The sequence below is a fragment of the Spirosoma litoris genome (genome assembly GCF_054776755.1).
Map to the genome: position 1 here is coordinate 57,316 of NZ_BAAHBI010000040.1, position 19,400 is coordinate 76,715.

At 48.8% G+C, this 19,400-nt stretch carries 8 protein-coding genes; all 8 read right to left on the reverse strand.

The window, feature by feature from the left end:
* Positions 1-19: 19 nt before the first annotated feature.
* The 8 genes from ACYVGR_RS24790 to ACYVGR_RS24825 all read right to left on the reverse strand — a co-directional run bounded on the left by ACYVGR_RS24790 (position 20) and on the right by ACYVGR_RS24825 (position 19,373).
* A complete protein-coding gene (locus ACYVGR_RS24790) occupies positions 20-2,482 on the reverse strand; it encodes an ABC transporter permease (protein WP_460961816.1) in 2,463 nt (820 codons plus the stop codon).
* A 72-nt stretch (positions 2,483-2,554) separates the two neighbouring features.
* Positions 2,555-4,981: an ABC transporter permease gene (locus ACYVGR_RS24795; protein ID WP_460961818.1), complete on the reverse strand. Its 2,427-nt coding sequence runs from the start codon at positions 4,979-4,981 to the stop codon at positions 2,555-2,557.
* 73 nt (positions 4,982-5,054) lie between these two features.
* Positions 5,055-7,490, reverse strand: a complete 2,436-nt coding sequence (locus ACYVGR_RS24800; protein ID WP_460961820.1) for an ABC transporter permease — start codon at positions 7,488-7,490, stop codon at positions 5,055-5,057.
* A 281-nt stretch (positions 7,491-7,771) separates the two neighbouring features.
* On the reverse strand, positions 7,772-10,150 hold the full coding sequence (locus ACYVGR_RS24805) for an ABC transporter permease (protein WP_460961822.1): 2,379 nt from the start codon (positions 10,148-10,150) through the stop codon (positions 7,772-7,774).
* Between the two features lie 77 nt (positions 10,151-10,227).
* Complete coding sequence (locus tag ACYVGR_RS24810; RefSeq protein WP_460961824.1) at positions 10,228-11,520, reverse strand: amidohydrolase family protein; 1,293 nt, start codon at positions 11,518-11,520, stop codon at positions 10,228-10,230.
* A gap of 306 nt (positions 11,521-11,826) precedes the next feature.
* Entirely contained in the window at positions 11,827-14,211 is a 2,385-nt protein-coding gene (locus ACYVGR_RS24815) for an ABC transporter permease (protein ID WP_460961826.1), read from the reverse strand.
* 92 nt (positions 14,212-14,303) lie between these two features.
* Entirely contained in the window at positions 14,304-16,709 is a 2,406-nt protein-coding gene (locus tag ACYVGR_RS24820) for an ABC transporter permease (RefSeq protein WP_460961828.1), read from the reverse strand.
* Positions 16,710-16,970: 261 nt separating this feature from the next.
* On the reverse strand, positions 16,971-19,373 hold the full coding sequence (locus ACYVGR_RS24825) for an ABC transporter permease (protein WP_460961830.1): 2,403 nt from the start codon (positions 19,371-19,373) through the stop codon (positions 16,971-16,973).
* Positions 19,374-19,400: the final 27 nt, after the last annotated feature.

Sequence of the window (19,400 nt, forward strand, 5' to 3'; positions counted from 1 at the left end):
AGTACCCTGCTCCACGCAATTATTCAGACCGCAAACTCTTCACCGGATTCATCATGGCGGCTTTGATGCTTTGGAAACTCACCGTTAGCAAGGCAACACCCACTGCCAGCAGACCCGCCAGCGCGAACATCCACCATTCGATGTCGATTTTGAAGGCGAATTTCTGGAGCCATTGATTCATCACGTACCAGGCCAACGGTGAGCTAAGTACCAGAGCGGCCAGTACGAGTTTGACGAAATCGATGGAGAACAGACCAAAAATATGCGCCGTTGATGCCCCCAATGCTTTCCGAATACCCACTTCCTTCGTTCGGGTTTCGGCCATGAATGAAACGACACCGTACAAGCCCAGACAGCCGATAAAAATAGCAATCAGGGCCAGCAACCGGAACAACGAATACATCCGTTCCTCGCTCTTATAGAAATTGGTGAGGGTTTCGTCCAGAAAAGTGTATTTGAACACGAAGTCGGGGTAGGTGGCGTTCCAGGCGGTTTCGACTTCTTTCAATAGGCTACTGATGGCTTCGGGGCTCGTGTGGCCCTGGGCTAGTTTGATGCCTAAACTACGGTACTGGTCGCGGAAGGAAGTCAGTACGCTTGGCTCAATTTTTTGATGTAGTGAAAAGGCGTTAAAGTCTTTCACAACTCCAACAATAGGCTTTTTCAGTTCTTCGCCATTGACCCTCATGAACTTACCGATGACTTGCTCTGGTTTTTGGAAACCCAGGCGCTTCATGAAAGCCTCGTTGATGACAAACTCGCGCATCGAATCGGCGGGTTGGAACATCCGGCCCGCAATCATCTTGAGGCCATAGGTACGCACATAGGCGGTGTCGGCGGGGCGCATCAGAACGCCGTAATCGGGCTCTTTCTCATCGTTTTCGAAGCGGAAACCCGTTGTCCAGTTGCTGGTCGATGAAGGGGTGGTCATGCCAAAACTCATCGACTGAATACCGGGCAGACCAGTCAATTTGGCTTTTAGCCCTTCTAGCGTACCCGCCTTGTTGTCGGGCAGATACACATTAAGTACGGCATCGCGGCTATACCCTAAATCGGCCGAGCGGAAGTACTTCATCTGGTTATAGGCAATGATGGTCCCGATGATGAGCAACTGCGAAATGGCAAACTGTCCGACAATCAGCCCCCGACGAAGTGTGAGTTGATTAATGCCCGATGAACCAGCCTGCGAAGCTCTCATTTTCCCTTTTAAGGCCAGAATAGGTTGATAACCGGATAGCACCAAAGCGGGGTAGAAGCCTGCCAGTGTAGTAGTAAGTATGCCTAGTATAACTAAAAAAACAATCACGATAGGATCGAACAAGGTGGTTGCGCCCGGTTTAATATTGAGCAACTCACTAACGTAAGGCAACGATACCTGCGCGAGAATGAACGCCAATACCATAGCGAGGCCCGTTAATACGCCCGTTTCGCCCAGGAACTGCCGCACTAACTGACCGCGAGAGCTTCCCAACACTTTTCGAACACCCACTTCTTTGGCCCGGCGAATTGCCTGTGCTGTAGCCAGATTGATGAAGTTAACACAGGCTGTTACCAGAATGAACAGACCAATCAGACCCATCGCCCAGATCATTTCCATGCTAACGGTTCGCTTGGCGTAGTTGTCGGTGCGCGTATCCGTATGGATGCTGGTCAGCGGCTGTAGGGTGTACACCAGATCGCGCGCATCTTCGACTGGGTGGTATTTCTTGACAAACGCAACGAGCTGTTGATCCATTTTTGCCGACTCAACTTGCTGATCGGCTGCTGTGCCTGGTAGCTTTAAGTAAATCTGAGCGCCACCGTAGGTCGAGCCCCAGTCGTCCCAGTTCGTACTGGCGCCAAACTGCTTCAGCGACGCAAACGACAGTAAGACTTCAAAGGGCATACTCGTTGTGGCCGGTAGATTCTGCACAACACCTGTTACCACGAAATCCATTTTATTCTCGACACGAAGGGTCTTGCCCATTGGGTTGCCTGAGCCAAAGTACTTTTGAGCCATTTGCTCACTGAGCACAACCGTATTCGGATTGTTGAGCGAGGTTTGGGGGCTACCGCTTTTCCAACCGAAATCGAATAGCCGGAAATATTCAGGCTCGACAAACGCGACCACTCCGTCGCCCTCCTGAAACTTCTTAGCCGATACCCCCGATTTATTGCCCACCGTTACGACCACATTGGCAATGCGGTTAACCATCGTGACGTCGTGTTTCAGGTTCGGAAAATCATTCCGAAGGGCCGCCAGTGCAGGCAACGGAATACCAGCCTGCCGACGATCTGTGTTGTTTTTCTTGTTGAACGAAATTAGTCGATACGTTTGGTCGGCCTGTGTATTGTGCTTATCGAAACTCAGTTCGTAGCGAATCGCCAGAAACAATAGCAGACAACAGGCCAGACTGAGGGTCAATCCCAGCACATTGATGACCGAATAACTCCAATTGCGCTTCAGGGCGCGGAGGGCGGTAGTTAGATAACTTTTAAGCATAGGGTTGGGGCGCGGAGCACGGGGCGCGAGGCAGGGTTAAAAACCGTGCTCCATGCTCCCGGCACCATGCATTTATTCTGAACGTAATGATTTCACTGGATTCATCAACGCGGTGGCAATCGTTTTACTACTAATGGATAGTAAGACCAGACATAAGACCAATAGGGCAGGTACCGCAAACAGCCACCAGCTTAGTTCGATACGAGCCGCATAATTTGCCAGCCAGTTTTTGACTAAAAAGTATGTAATTGGAATGCCGATGGCTATGGAGACCAGAACGGTCTTTATAAAATCTTTGGACAGTAAAACCATTAAGTTCGTGGTACTGGCTCCAATCACTTTACGAATACCAATTTCCTTCGTTCGCTTGGAAACCGTAAACGTAGCGAGGCCAAACAATCCCAAGCAGGAGATCAGGATGGCGAAGCCCGTCAGAGCACCAAAAACCTGCTGAAAGCGCTCATCCGCTTTGTATTGTTTGTCGTACTCGGTATCCATGAAGAAGTAGCTAAACGGCGAGTAAGGGAAGTTCGCCTTGTACACCTTTTTCAGCGTAGCGAGTTGCTCGCTGGCATTGCCGCCTGCAAACTTTACGCTGGCAAACGAATCGAATGTAGAGGAATATAGGTGTATGATGGGAATATAGGCGGCCTTCGGTGATTCGTAGTGATAATTATTAACAACTCCCCGAATCGTTGCCTTGTGTCCCCAGAAATCTACCCGCTTGCCAATGGCCTCTGCAGGCGAAGGAATCCCCCAGAGACGAATGGTTTCCTCATTGACAATAAGTTGTCGGTTCGTTGTGTCTGAAAAACCGGGTTGGGTTGTTAGATCGAAGTTTTTGCCAGCCAGTAATTTAAGGCCCATCAGGTTGATAAACGACGTGTCGATCCGGGCCAGGTAATAATTATACGAGGTTTTCTTAGCAGCATCCGACAAATTGACCCCCGTTGTTGTGCCCATTTGAGACGAACTCAGGCCCGGTACTGTACCCGAAAGTGAAACCGCCTTTACCTGCGCTTGGTTAAGCAGCATCTGCCGGAACCTACTATAATCCTGATGGCTATCAATTCCTACCGGAGCTTTCACCACTAGAGTATGGTCAATGCTTATCCCTAAGTTTTGCTCCCGCAGAAAGTTGACCTGCCAATACACAGCGAATGTTTGTACCAACAAAATGAGGGTAATCGTAAATTGAAAAACCACCAGTGACTTGCGTAATAATAGCCCTTTGGTAGATCGTGAGAAACTTCCTTTGAGTACCGTAACTGGATCGAAGGAAGACAGCACGAAGGCTGGATAAAACCCTGACAATAAAATACTCAGCGACAGAAACGCACCGAGACTTTCCCAGAAAAATACATCTCCGAACACAGTAAAGCCTTCGGGTAGCCCCGACACCTCAACAAATACCGGACTTAGGATCGTTACTAACCCGACCGCCAATGCACCGGCAACAATATTGATCAGAACCGTTTCTGTGAAAATCTGCGCTTTTATCTGTCTCTGGGTGGAACCGATCACTTTTCTCATACCAATTTCCCGTGCCCGATCAAGCGCTTTGGACGTAGTTAAATTCACGTAATTGACAAACGCACTCAGAAGCACCAGAAAGGCTACGCCCAGCAGAAAATATACCGACCGTGCTTCGCCATTTGGCTCAGTTTCAAACGTTTTGTGAGAGTGCAGGTGAATGTCGCCGATTTTCTGACCGATCAATTGCTCATTTTTAATTTTTTGGTCTTTAATCAATCGATCGCTGAAGGCCGCCAGCGATTTAGTAAACCTTTCATACGGGGTATTTGGAGCTAATTGTACATAGATGTAGGTGTTATTGTTGTTCCAATTGTCTTCCCATTCGCCGAAATCCGAAAGCATGGTCGGATAGGAGAGCAGCATATCGAACTTCAGATGCGTATTCGCTGGGCTATTGGGTACAACGCCGACTATGTCTACCAGAACGCTGCCTCTTGACTTGGGAATTTTCAGGGTTTTCCCCACTACATCGAGCGTCTTGAAATAGGTCAACGCTGTTTTTTCGGTCAGCACGGCCTGACGGGGCTTGGTAAAAATACCGTTCCGATTTCCCTGAAGCAGCGGGTAGTTAAATAGGGTGAAAAAAGAAGGATCGACGGCGTAGATTTTATCCAGCAAGAAATAATTAGTACCAATTTGGACAGTTGGATTAGGCTTGATAACATCATAGACGCGGGTATAGTCGATTACCTCACTCATTTCCTGCTTGGCTTTGGGGCCAATTGGGGGGTAGTTTTCGGCATCCTGTGCGTCGACTGAGCCACCATTCATATAATCTATAGTGAGTCGCACGAGCTGATTAGCCAACGGATTTGCCTGTTCGTAACTCAACTCGAAGCGCACATACTGGATAATGAGCAGGGCCACAGCCAACCCACTGGCCAGTCCTACCACATTAATGAGGCTAAACGTGGTGTCTTTCCTGATAATTCGCAGCGCTATTTTGAGGTAGTTTCGTAGCATAGGGGGGTGGGCATGGAGCAGGGAGCGCGGAGCCTGGTTTTTAGCCCTGCCCCGCGCTCCCTGCTCCATGCATTTATTCAGATCGTAAACTCTTCACCGGATTCATCAGCGCGGCTTTGATACTCTGGAAACTCACCGTTAGTAGCGCAATACCTACTGATAGCACGGCGGCCAGCGCGAACATCCACCACGAAATGTCAATTTTGTAAGCGAAATCATCCAGCCAGCGGCTCATGACATACCAGGCTACAGGCACGGCAATGATGATGGCAATGGCTACCAGTTTCAAAAAGTCTCTCGAGAGTAAAGCCACAATACTGGCAACGGACGCACCGAGTACCTTCCGCACGCCGATTTCTTTGGTTCGCTGCTCGGCGGTGAATGTAGCCAATCCAAACAGACCCAGACAGGCGACGAAGATGGTCAGCCCGGCAAAGATGCCGAGGATGCGGCCAATCTTCTGTTCGGCCCGATAGGTGGCCATAAAACGCTCATCCAGAAACGAGTAGGCGAAAGGAGCGTCGGGCATGAGTTGGCTCCACTGCTGTTTCAGGCTGGCCAGAAGTCCCGAGATGTCTTTCGTTTTTACCTTCACAATCACGGTTCCGGAATTACGCCCCAGCACCATGACTAAAGGCGCAATTTTTTCATGCATCGATTTGAAGTGGAAATCTTTTACGACGCCAATCACATGATAGGTCAATTTTTTTCCTTCATTGGTGGCATTGGTAATGGTGTGGCCTAATGCCTTATCGCTCCAGCCGAAGGTTTTGGCGGCTGTTTCATTCAGAATTACGCCTGATGAATCGGTGCCGTATTGCTGAGAGAAATTCCGGCCAGTTGCCAGTTTCATACCCAGTGTTGGGATGTAGTTGTAATCGACGTCGTACCGGAGGGTTTTTACCAGTTGCGTAGAATTGGTTTCAGGATAAACCGTGAAGTTGTTATTGTTGCTCGGACCAGCGGGCAAGTAGCCAGAGGTGCTAACGTTCACAACGCGAGGGTCCTGCATAATCTGGTTTCGGAATACATCTTCCTTTTTACCCAACAACCATGTTTCGGGCAATACTAGTACCTGATCTTTATCGTAGCCTAATTTCTTGTTCTGAATGTAGCTGAGCTGGCGGTACACCACAGTCGCACCGACCATTAGCGAGATCGAAATGAAGAATTGAAAAACGACCAAACCGCTGCGTAGCCCGATGCTGTTTCGGCTCGATGTAAACTTCCGAAATGCCGTACCACCCTTCAAAACAGCAATCGGTTTGAAGGACGACAGGAAAAAGGCGGGATAGCTTCCGGCCAGCACACCTACCAGCAAGCCGAGTATCAACAAAGCTGGCAATAACCAGGCATTCGTTGTAAAGTTTAACGTTAATTCCTTGCCCGCCAGTTGGTTGAAAAGCGGCAATGCCATATAAACTAACCCAATGGCCAGGAGCAACGCAATCGCCGTCAATAGGAGCGATTCGACCAGGAATTGGTTGGCTAGTGCCATTTTAACTGAGCCCAGCACTTTTCGAATGCCCACTTCTTTAGCCCGTTTGGAGGCACCCGCTGTAGACAGGTTCATAAAATTGATGCAGGCAATCAGCAACATAAATAGCGCAACAGCCCCGAAAATATAGACATAGCGAATGTCGCTTCCTGCTTCCAGATTCATCGTCATCTTCGAATGCAGGTGGATGTCGGTCAGTGGTTCCAGAAATAGGCCAATATCGTTGCCTTTTTGGCGGAACTGGGCCAGGGTCATGCCCATTGCCTGCTGCAACGGAGGAGCCATGTACTTTTCCACCACCTGCGGCAGTTTGGCTTCCAGCTGTCGGTAATCATACCCCTTTGGCAAGACTAAGTAGGTATGGAATTCGGACGTCATCCAGGAGTTTGATTTGGCATCCGGGTGAGTGGCCATCGAGACAAACAGATCGAAATGGAAGTGTGCGTTGGTGGGCACTTTATCCATGACGCCAGTAATTTGATAGGTTGTGTTCCAGTCTTTAAGGGTTACTACTTTGCCTATAGGATTCTCATTCCCGAAATATTTCCGGGCCATTGCCTGGGTAATAATCGCCGTATTGGGCCGGATCAGGGCAGTTTTGGCGTCGCCCTGAAGAAGAGGCAGCGTGAATACCTGAAAGAAGTTAGAGTCTACGTAGGCGATGGCGTCATCCTTGAATGTTTTATCGCCAACCGTAATGAGCGGAGCACCACCTATACGTAACCGAGTGGATTCCAGAACTTCTGGATAATCGGCTTTGAGGGTTTTGGCAACGGGCGGCATCACGTGCGCTTCGTTCATTTGACCACCCTGTATCGAGCCTTTGAAAATGACGCGTACAATCCGATCGGCCTTTTCGTTGAAACGGTCATAGCTGAGTTCATCGAGTATAAACAGGCTGATGAGCATACAGGTGGCTAATCCAAGGGCTAGTCCTGTAATGTTGATGGCTGAGAACGCCTTATTGCGAACCAGATTCCGCCAGGCGATTTTGATATAGTTTTGCAGCATGTGTACTTGATGTTTTACAAGCTAAGCTAAGAGGCTGTAAATACATTACCAAATGGTGTACCATGATTGCAAGTGGTTGACTATGAGTAATATGTGATTTTTGGATAGCGAAATTATGTCCGCAAACGGACGTCAGTCGGACAATGGCGGACAATCCGAACCGGGATTTTTATGATTTAATTGACCGACTATGATTTAAAAAATTAAGCTTTCTTCGAAAGCAGAAAACATATTATTCAAATCACAGTCAGTCAGTTAAATCATAAAAATCCCGGTTCGGATTATTCCGACCGCAAACTTTCTGTCGGATTGTCCAAAGCGGCCCGGTAGGTTCGAATACCAATAGTTAAACCACCTAATAGGAGTAGACTGCCAAAGCAGAGGGCGAAGGTTTCGAACCCGATAGAGACGTGATAGGCAAAGTTGATCAGAAATGCATAGCCTGCCAGATATCCAAGCGGCAGAGCAATAGCAGCCGCAATAAGCAGCAATCGTACAAAATCCCGCGATAACAACCAGACGATCTGACTTACCTGGGCACCCATTACTTTGCGTACGCCCACTTCCTTCACGCGGGTTTGGGTGTTGTAGGTGACCATACCTAATAGGCCCAAACAGGCAATGGAAAAGGATAAAACGAGAAGTAACGTCATGAAATCCCTGTCTTCTGGATGCGTATGGCGCTGCTCTAGAAAATCCGAATACCATTGCCCTGCAAACGGTTCATACGGACTCAGGCGCTTCCAGATGCGTTTGGTATCGGCCAGAACAGCGTCTTCGGTACCAGCCGCTACACGAACGGCCAGGTAGCGAAATTGGCCTGGGTTGTTCTGAATAATTAACGGCTTAATCGACCAGGCAAACGACGTATAACGGAAGTCCTTCAATACACCGGCAATTTGGACCTCGCTACTATCATCGAGCCAAAGCGATTTGCCAACTGCTTCCCGAGAGTTGCCCAAGCGAAACGTTTTAACCGCTTCTTCGTTGATCAGCACCAGGCGTGAACCACCCGATGCTACCGAATCGGCCGTGGCTGGAGGGAGATTCTGACCGGCCAGCAAGGTTAAATCCATTGTAGCGATAAATTGGGGATCGGTTGCCCAAACAAACGCTTCCGACGAATCTAATGCGTTACGCTTCTGCTTTACGAAATGACTATAGCCATACGAACCAAATAATTCCGACGTACCCGAAACGTGTTCAACACCCGCCAGTTGATTGATTTCATTGGCCAGTCGTTGGGCCGGAATCGTGTTGAGTGGAATGGTCAGAACTCGGTCGCGTCGAAACCCGTAATCAGCTGTCGCCATGTAGTCCATCTGTCGATTCATAGATAACAGGCTAATCATGGCAATCATGGAGATGGCAAACTGAGCCACAATCAGCGATTTGCGGAGCGAAATTCCCCGGATAATCCGTAATCCCGTCTGACTACGCAAAACCTGCGAAGGCTGAAAACCAGAGAGAACTCGGGCCGGCGCAATGCCCGCCAACAAACCAGCCACTACGCTGAATGCCACAAAAATCGCCGTGAGTTGCCAGGTCCATTCGACTCCATCAATGAGCCATTTCTGAACAAACGGCATGGGCTTGATAAACTCGAGCATGACATTAGCTAGCCCCAGCGATAGCAGCGATAGAATAACCGACTCAGCCATAAATTGTCCAACCAGTTGCCAGCGAACAGCCCCGGCTACTTTCCGAATACCCACCTCACGGGCGCGACTCAGCGAACGAGCCAGTGTTAGATTTATGTAGTTGAACACGGCCAGCAACAACGTCAACAAGCCAACGCCAGCTTCTACCAAAAGGCCACCCACCTGAGGCTCATGCGTAGTAAACATAAGTTCCCGGCGGGCAGGCGACAGTTTTGTAAATGGCTGAACACGTAGACTATACCCCTTTTCGGTTTTGAAATGCAGGTTTTGGGTTGCCCGCTGGGTTACACTGGGCAGAACTTTTTCGAGTGCATCAGCTGATATTCCGGGTTTAAGCAAGACATAGGTAAGGCCAGTCTGATAGTTTCGCCAGTCGGCAAAGGAAGTGCGCTGTTGCGGAGTCCAGGCTGTTTGCAACGAGATCAGCATATCGAACACCAGGTGCGACTTCGCGGGCATATCAGCCAACACACCTGTGACCGTGATTGGGCCTAAGTCGGTGTTTTGTAAAACCCGTCCAACCGGATTCGCCGTACCAAAAAACTTTTCGGCAGTTTCGCGAGTCAGGACAACCGTATTCGGCTCCGTAGCGGGTCGGCCTTTAGCGAGCTTATAGCCGAAGATGCGAAAGAACGCCGGATCGACGGCATACGACATTGTCATGAAGCGCTTCTGGTTGCTTGAAAACTCCCCATACATTTTACTCGCCCGGGTGGCTTCTTCCACAAACGGATACTCTCGTTTCAACACCTCGGCCAGCGGCATGGGTGAGGTTGCGAACGGCGTTACATCATTATCTTTCCCAACTACATCCGTAAGAATCCGGTACGTTCGGTCGCGATTGGGGTGAAAGTTGTCATAATCAAATGATCCCTTGATGTGCGCAATAGCCAGAAAGCAAACGACCAGGCCAGAAGCAAGGCCAAAAACATTGATCACCGAAAACAGCTTGTGTTTCCAGAGGTTCCGCCAGGCAATTTTGATGTAGTTCGTTAGCATAGGGGCAAGGGGTTTGGAGCGTTTATTCGTTTACCAGTTGTCAAGTCTTTCAAGCATATAAACCTGGTTCGATTTTGTTAGTAGTCTTTTCTCTTTTTCCAGTCAAATTTGTCTTTGCCAAGGTTAGCCTTATTCTTCATTTCCAAATCGGAAAGCATTTTGTCAATTCGTTGTTTGGCTACCCATTTCCCATTTACAAACACCCCGGCTATTTTCTTGAGATTGCTAATGTCATCTAAAGGATTGGCCTCGAGCAGGGTTAGGTCTGCATATTTTCCCGTCTCTACCGTACCAACTTTATCCTCAATACCTAACCATGTAGCGGGTAGTCTGGTAGCTGAAGCCAGGGCCTCTTCTGGAGTTAGTCCTGCTTTTACCAGCAATTCAAGCTCATCGTGCAACGAAAACCCCCAAACCACGCCCGAAACCCCGGCATCCGTTCCTGCTACAATAGGAACACCCGCTTGCTTAAACGCTTTGACAAGTGCCAGATGAAAGGTGGTCATTTGGTCAATACGCGTAATACGTTTGGGGTCCCTTTCATTGTTGTAGTGATTTGAAAACAACCACTTACTCTGCATGAGTGGGTGGACGTATTTAAGGCTGGGCAACTGTCGGATCTCGTCAAGCGAATGCGTCTGTTTGGCAATCCGCTCCATGGTGGTTAAGGTAGGCGTAAGCCATGTTTCATTCTTTTTCGCCAGTATGGCAAAGCGTTGCGCATCCTCATCGCTCAGCTCTTTGCTTTGTTTGGAGAATTCTTCAGCGTGGGCAACCATACCAAAATTAGGCACAAAGGCTTCCTCCAATCGGCCCTTGAAAGCGTTAGGAATATGGCCTACGACTTTCATTCCCTGTTGCTTAGCTTCGTCGACGATGGCTGTAAAGGTTTCAACAGTCAGCCCAGAGTACACTTTAATAAATTCATATCCCTGTGCTTTGGCGATCCGAACGGTTTGCCTGCCATCTTCAGGCGTATTGGCGATGTTGCCGGAACCGTTTCCCCCATCTATCAAAAAAGCGAGTGCAATGCGTGGGCCTATTACCTTTCTTTCGATGATTTCATTTCGTTGCCCAAAATGCTCTGGCCTCGCACTTAGCTCAAATACGGTCGTTACGCCGTTGGCAATATACAGCAGCATGAAATCCTGCGTATCGGTAAATAGTGTAGCCCCCTTTGTCGGATAGTTGGAACTAAAATTGATAGCTGCCAGATTATGAACGTGCATATCAATAAGCCCAGGGGCTAACCACTTATTTTTCCCGTCTATGATGGTTGCTCCATCAGGAATAGACCCATTAATTGACTCTATTTTATTGTCTTTAATAACCACTGTTGCCTGTTGAATCACGCTATTTGTCGTGGTCATTGGAACAATATTCACGTTTTTAATGACATAGGTGTTATCTGTCCAAACGTCTTCCTTGGCTACAACTTTTGTGGATGAATGTTTTGAAACAGTACATCCCACTGCAAGTAGTAAGATGAAAAGAGATAATAAAGCGTATTGATAGTGCTGGTTTTTCATTGGTTAAATAACTTCTGCCTACTGTTTCGGAACATAGCGTAGTGTTGGCATTACAAAACGTTATGCAGACAGATACAGATAAGCTAAAGGTGTTGATGGTTACGAATCGACTTGCTTCCCACCCTGCTCCGTGCACCCCGCTCCATGCTATTCACTTCGTAAACTCTTCACTGGATTCACTAAGGCCGCTTTTAGGCTTTGATAAATCACGGTTAACCAGCAAATCAGCAACGTAAGTAGGCAGGACCCCACAAAAACCCAAATGCCAATGTCGGTTTTATAAGGGAAACTTTGCAGCCATCGGCTCATTGAGACATATGCGATGGGAATGGCAATAGGAAACGAGAATACGACCAACTTCGTAAAATCTTTAGAGAGTAGCACCACCACGCTCGATACCGATGCGCCCAGAACCTTACGCACGCCAATTTCTTTGACGCGCTGTTCAGTCGTAAAGGTTGCCAGACCAAACAAACCCAGACAGGCGATCAGAATTGTTAAGGCAGAAAAGGCCGTGAAAATTTGACCACGTAGCTCGTCGGCTCGGTAAATCGATTCGAAGTCCTGGTCTAGAAACCGATACTCAAACAAACGGTCAGGATAGATTTCACGCCATTTCTGACCAATGAACGCCAGCGTTTGATCCACATCTTTCGCTTTTACTTTAATCTGCATAACAGGGTTTGCCGGGTGGTAAAGTATGATTAGTGGCTCAATCGGGTTATAAAGCGATTGTTGATGAAAATCCTTGACCACACCCACTACCTGAGCGATGTTGGGTGCCTTTTGACCCGCCTGCGACCTGCTACCCAGCATTATTTTTTTGCCGAGGGGATTCTTCCATCCCATTCGATCAACTACAGCCTGGTTAACGAGTACGCTGTTACTGGTATCAGCGGGTATCTTTTCTGAAAAATCACGCCCTTCAATGAGCTTCATCCCCATTGTTCCAAGATAGTCATGATCGATGACCAGGGGTTTAAATCCCATTTCCTTCATCCCGGTATTGGATTCAACCGTGAAAATTACCCGTCCGCTGATGTAGTTGGCAGGAGCCGAAGCCGAGGCTATGCGTTGAATATTGGCATTGGCCAACAGACTCTTTTTGAAGGCATTGTATTGACTTGCTGATTGCCTATCCTGATAATCGATAGTAAGTACCTGATTGCGGTCATAGCCTAAATCTTTGTTGCGCATGTAGCTGAGCTGCTGGTAAACAATCCAGGTACAGATGAGCATAATCAGCGAAATAGAGAACTGAGCCACAACTAGCGATTTACGGAAAAAACTACCTCCACCCATATTGAATGTGCCTTTTAATACGGCGGCTGGGGCAAAAGCGGATAAGTAAAAAGCGGGGTAACTGCCACTGATAAATCCGGTAAATACGACAATAGCCAGCACAATTAGTAGAAATTGCGGCTGGAGCAATGCCTCAAATTGAAGTTCTTTGCCCGAAACCGTATTGAAAAAAGGCAATAATCCCCAGACAAGAAATCCACTGGCAATCAGGGAAATGGTGGTCATCAGCACCGATTCGGTCAGAAACTGCGCGATTAATGCTCCCCGTATCGACCCCATCACTTTCCGAAGGCCAACTTCTTTGGCCCGCTTGGCCGACCGGGCCGTGGCCAGGTTCATATAATTGATGCTGGCCAGCAGTAGCATGAAAAATGCGATGGCGCTGAACGTATACACATACCCAATATTGCCACTCTGTTCACCTTCGAGTTTTGAGTAGAGATGAATACTCGTGAGTGGCTGTAGGTCATAGCTTATCCTGATGCCCATTTTTTTGAAAATGGGTGCCATGTACTTCTCATACAGTTGCGGGAACTTGCTCTCAAGAACGCGTAGATCTGCGTTCTTAGCCAGCACCAAATAGCTGGTAACATAGAAATTATCCCAGCTATTGGCCTGTCGTTGCCGTTGATTCAGGGATAGCAGGGCATTAAACGTAAGATGGGAGTTCTTTGGAACGTCTTCAATAACACCTGTTACCCGAAAAGAAGTCGTATCATCGGTTTGAATAGCATTGCCCAATGCACTGCCTGACCCGAAGAATTTTTGTGCCGTTTTTTGCGTCAATACTACACTGCCCGGCGTATTCAACGCTGTTTTAGGATCACCCTCTACGAATTTATAACTAAATATATCGAATACCGTTGAGTCGGCTGAGTAGATATTGTCTTCGTACAATCGTTTCTCACCCTGCCGGAACGTAATCCGATCGGAGGGGAAGAACCGAACGTAATTTTCTACAAATGGATATTGCTCCTTAAGTGTTTGGGCTAACGGTGCCTGTATACCTACCCAGTGGTTTGTTTTATCCGGTTCACGGATGTTAGCGACGATCCGGTAAATTTTCGAAGCGTTGGTATGATAACGATCATAACTCAACTCGTCAGTAACGTAGAGCAATAGTAACATCCCGCAGGTGACGCCGATGGTCAACCCCAAAATGTTAATAACGCTGTAAAACTTATCTCGAAAAATATTCCGCCAGGCAATTTTGATGTAGTTGGTTAGCATAGGGGTAAGGGGCTTGGGCGTGGAGCGCGGAGCAGGGTGCACCCTGCAGGGTTTGTCTAGTACCCCGCGCCGTGCTCCCTGCTCCGCGCAATTTATTCACTCCGTAAACTTTTCACCGGATTCGTCAATGCCGCTTTTACGCTTTGGAAACTTACGGTCAGCAGGGCAATCAAGACGGTAAGCGCACCGGCCAGCAGGAAAACCCACCAGTGAATATCGGTGCGATAGGCGAAATCGTTGAGCCAGCTGTGCATGGCGTACCAGGCTACGGGTGAGGCAATGAGCAACGCAATGACCACCAGCTTCATGAAGTCTTTGGAGAACATGGCAACCAGACTCACTTCCGATGCGCCGAGCACTTTCCGAATGCCGATTTCCTTGGTGCGTTGTTCGGCCATAAACATCGACAAACCAAACAGACCCAGGCACGAAATCAGGATGGCAACGCCGGCAAAAATGCTGAACAAAGTCTGCTGCGTTTGCTCGCGGTTATAGAGTCGGTCAAAGCGTTCGTCCAGGAATTGGTAATCAAACGGACGCTCCGGGAAGAATCGCTTCCAGACCGTTTCGACCTGTTGTAAGGCGGCTGGGATGTTGCCCTTAAGCGGAACAGATATCCATCTGAAGTTTTGCGTACCCATCACCATCGCCAGGGCAGCCATTTGCTGATGTAGCGATTCGAAGTGGAAATCTTTCGTCACGCCGATAATCTGCCCTTTAGCCCGGCCGTACTGAAAAGGCTTCCCGATGGCCTGCTCGGGTGTCCAGCCCAACTCGCGTACGGCGGTTTCGTTCAGGACAATCATGGATGTATCCGTTGAGTGAGAACGGTCGAAGTTGCGCCCGGCAGCCATCGGAATTTGATAGGCCGAAATAAAATCGTAATCGACCCGCAGCGACCGCAGATTTACGTTGACCGGAGCCATTGTATCACCTTTAGGAGCCATCGCATTGTCGGAATCCAACAGCCGACCAGATGGTATTCTGGACGAACGAGCCATTCCGTTGACCGCTCCCGTTTGGATAAGCTGCTGTTTCAGCGTCTCGTAATTCGTGGTCGAATCGCCTACATCGGGCAACAACAGGACCTGATCTTTAGCATAGCCCAGCCGATAATCCTGAATGTACTTCATTTGGTTGTAGACCACCGCTGTGCTGATAATCAGGGTAATGGCAATAGCGAACTGGGTGATGACCAAGGCTTGCCGGAGTTTGCCAGTTCGCATGGTGGAGGCAATCTGGCCTTTTAAAACGCCCAGTGGCCGGAACGAGGTCAGGAAGAACGCCGGATAGCTGCCCGCAACCAAACCTGTCAATAACGTAATGCCAATCAGAATGCTGAGGAAAACGGGATCGACTAACTGTTGAAACGCCAGTTGCTTTTTGGTGAAATCGTTCAGCGCAGGTAGCGCGAGAACGACCAGGAAAATGGCGATACCCAGCGCGAGAGTTACCAACACAATGGATTCGCTCAAAAACTGTCCAATGAGCTGGGCGCGCAAAGCCCCTACAACCTTGCGCATCCCAACCTCTTTGGCTCGCCCTGCCGAACGAGCGGTTGCCAGATTCATGTAGTTGATGCAGGCGATCAACAGAATGAACAGCCCAATAGCCGAAAACAAATAGATATAACTGATATCGCCCGTTGGCTCCACTTCCGAATCGGTATGCGAATACAAGTGAATATCCGTGAGTTTTTGCAGATTCAGTACCGACCAGGTCGACGCTTTACGCCCTTCGCCCGATGGGACATGCTTATCCTGAAAAGCTGGAAAAGCCGCTTCCATACGGTTAGGGTCCGCACCGGGTTTTAACAGCACATAGGTATTGAAAGCGTTGTTGCCCCAGTTTGTCCGAAGCTGCTCGGCTCCATAAACTCGGTTGTCGTTAAAAGTAGAAAACGACAGCAGGAACTTGGGGTGGAAATGCGATTGAGCAGGCAAGGGTTCATAAACGCCCGTAACGGTCAGGTCGAACTGGTTATTCAGGCGAACGGTTTTCCCGATTGGGTTTTCATTTCCGAAATACTTCTCGGCCATGGGTCGGGAGAACATAATCGAAAACGGATTGACCAGTGCCTGATCTGGATTGCCACTCAGTAGTTTAAAATCAAATACCTTAAACAGGTTGGCTTCAGCAAAGAACATATCGTCTTCGTTGAACGAGTGTTCGCCGTATTTCACCAGCCCGCCGTTGTCGATGGTACGCACAACCTGTTCGGCTTCTGGGAAATCCTGTTTAATCAGCGGCCCAAATGGCGGGGCTGCCTGCGCTAGTTTCAGAGAAGGCACGCCATCTGAGGAAAGAAAGGTTCGTGCTACCCGGTAGATACGGTCCGCATGAGTATTGTAGCGGTCGTAGCTCAGTTCATCTTTTACATAAAGTGCGATGAGCAGAAAACACGCCAGGCCGACGGCCACGCCGGTAATGTTGATGAAACTGAATGTCTTGTGTTTCCGCAAATTGCGAAAAGCGATCAGCAGATAATTGCGTAGCATAAGCGGTACAGCATTTGACGTCGAATTATGTTGCCCAAATGCTGTACCAGAAATTTAAGTAATTGATTGTCAGTGTTTAATTTTAATCTAGTGGGGTCTGATGTCCGTTTATGGACGATAGGCGGACAGTTGCGGACAATGTCAGAACCGGGATTTAGCTGATTTTATTGACCGACTATGATTTTGTTTATTGATTCGCTTCGAAGAAGCGTAAGGCAAAATCACAGTCGGTCAATAAAATCAGCTAAATCTCGGTTCTGACTACTCACTCCGCAAACTCTTCACCGGGTTCATTAAGGCCGCTTTTACGCTTTGAAAACTAACCGTCAATAAGGCAATGCCGATGGCGAAAAGTCCGGCAAGACCAAACACCCACCACGCGATGTCGACTTTGTACGCAAAGCCTGCGAGCCAGGTGTTCATGGCCCACCAGGCGAGGGGAGAAGCCAGCGCGATAGCCAGCAGAACCAGCTTCAGAAAGTCTTTCGAGAGTAACCCAACGATACTGGCCACCGATGCGCCCAGCACTTTGCGAATGCCAATCTCTTTGGTGCGTTGCCCAACCGTGAACGCCACGAGACCATAAAGGCCAAGCCCACAGATGACCATCGCCATCAGCGCGAACACATTGACGAGTTGTGAAATCGTCGTTTCGGTTTCGTAAAACTTCGCCAACTGGTCGTTCAGGAATTCGTACTCGAATACATCGGTTGGGTATAGACGCTGCCAAACACTCCGAATGTGAGCGAGCGTTTGTGTAGATGATGCACCTGCCATTCGAATGCCCGCCTGCCGATACATGTTGGGCAACGAGGCAATAAAACAGGGTCCAATAACCTCATGCAACGACCGTTGATGGAAATCTTTCACGACGCCCACTATGGGTAGCGGCACCGACGACAGATAATACTGCATCCGCTTGCCAAGAATATCCTGCGGATTGCGGAAGCCGAGTTTATGAAGCAGCGTTTCGTTAATGACATATTCCCGAATCGAATCGCCTTCCACGATGTTTCGGCCTGCGATCAATTGTAAATTATAGGCTTTCAGGTAGTCGGCATCGGCGAGCCGCTCACGGACGGGGAAGGGGAGCCAGTCGTTTTTAGGACCAAATTTGAACGACCCGCCATTCATGACCTTGGCCGATGGGGGACGGTATTGCAAGGTGACGGCTTTGATATCGGGATATTGACTTAGTTCGGTTTTAAACGCTTGCCAGGATTTCTTCTCGGAATACGGGAGGTTCACAATCAGCACATTATCTTGACGGAAACCCAAGTCGGTTTTGTGTATAAACTGCATTTGTCGCATGACAATCAGTGCCCCAACCAGCAGTGCCTGACAAACGATAAACTGTAAAACAACCAGGCCTTGCCGCAACGAGTAACCACCCACTGAAGCCGCCGTCAATTTTCCCCGCAAACTGGCCCAGGGGCTGAACCCAGATAACACAAAAGCCGGATAGCCACCTGCCAACAAGACGACGATGCCCATTAATAGGCCGATGAACAGCAACATCGGCCCATCGGGCGTGAAAGTGAGATGAATGTGAACCCAATTATTGAACAGGGGTAGGCTTACAAACGCCACCAGCATGGACAGTAGCGTAGCCATCACTACAATCAGGCTGGTTTCGAGCAGGAATTGCCAGGCAAGTTGTGTTCGAGAACTGCCCAGGGTTTTACGAACCCCTACTTCTTTACTCCGTCGGAATGCCTGCGCTGTAGCCAGATTAACAAAATTAATGCAGGCCGTCAGGACCAGAAACAAGCCAATCAACCCCAACGACCATAACAACGATTTCCGAATAACACCTCCCACCCGATCCACATCAAAATGCACATCGGCCAGCGGTTGGGTATGAAAATGAAACGCATTAGCGACATCGCCGAAGTGCTTTTTCGAGAGGGCCGGAAAGGTGGCGTCAAGTTGTTGAGCGGTGGCTGGCGCGTTGTCTTTTAGCGTACAATACAGTCGGTAATTACTGTTTAACTGGCCCCATGCATTGACATTAAAGTCGGGGTCGAGCTGCCGGATGGTGGGCATGGAAATAAACAACCCAATGTTTGTATCAGTCGGTTGCGTTGGGTCGGCAATGAGGCCTGTTACGGTTGCATTGACTTTGTGATCCAACTCAATGACTTTGCCAATAGGATTGCTATTTCCAAAATACCGCTTAGCCCACGACTGGGTTATGACAACGGTGTTGGGAGCCTGGAGAGCTGTTTTCGGATTGCCACTGACCCATCGATAGTCGAAAATCTGGAAGAACTCCCCTTCAACAAGAGCCGTTTCGTCATGTTCCAAAAAGCGTATAGGAGCTGCCTGCCCGGGTTGACGTACACTAACGGTCAGCGAACGGTTGACATTTAAAAAAGCCGCTTGTTCAACCTGTGGGTAGTCGGTTCGCAGGGTTTTTGCCATAGGTAGTGGAGCCTCGGGATACCGTTCAACGGACCCATCACCGAGATGTAAATCCACTACAATCCGGTAAATCCGGTCGAATGTGGTGTGATAGCGATCGGTGCTGAGGTGATGCCGGATAAACAGAAAAATGAGCAGCCCACCCGCCATGCCAATGGTAAGGCCAACGACGTTGAGAGCCGTGTAGCCACGTTGCGAACGTAGGTTTCGGAGGGCGATTTTGAGGTAAGAACGGAACATATTGGTGCTGATTTATTATATTTGATT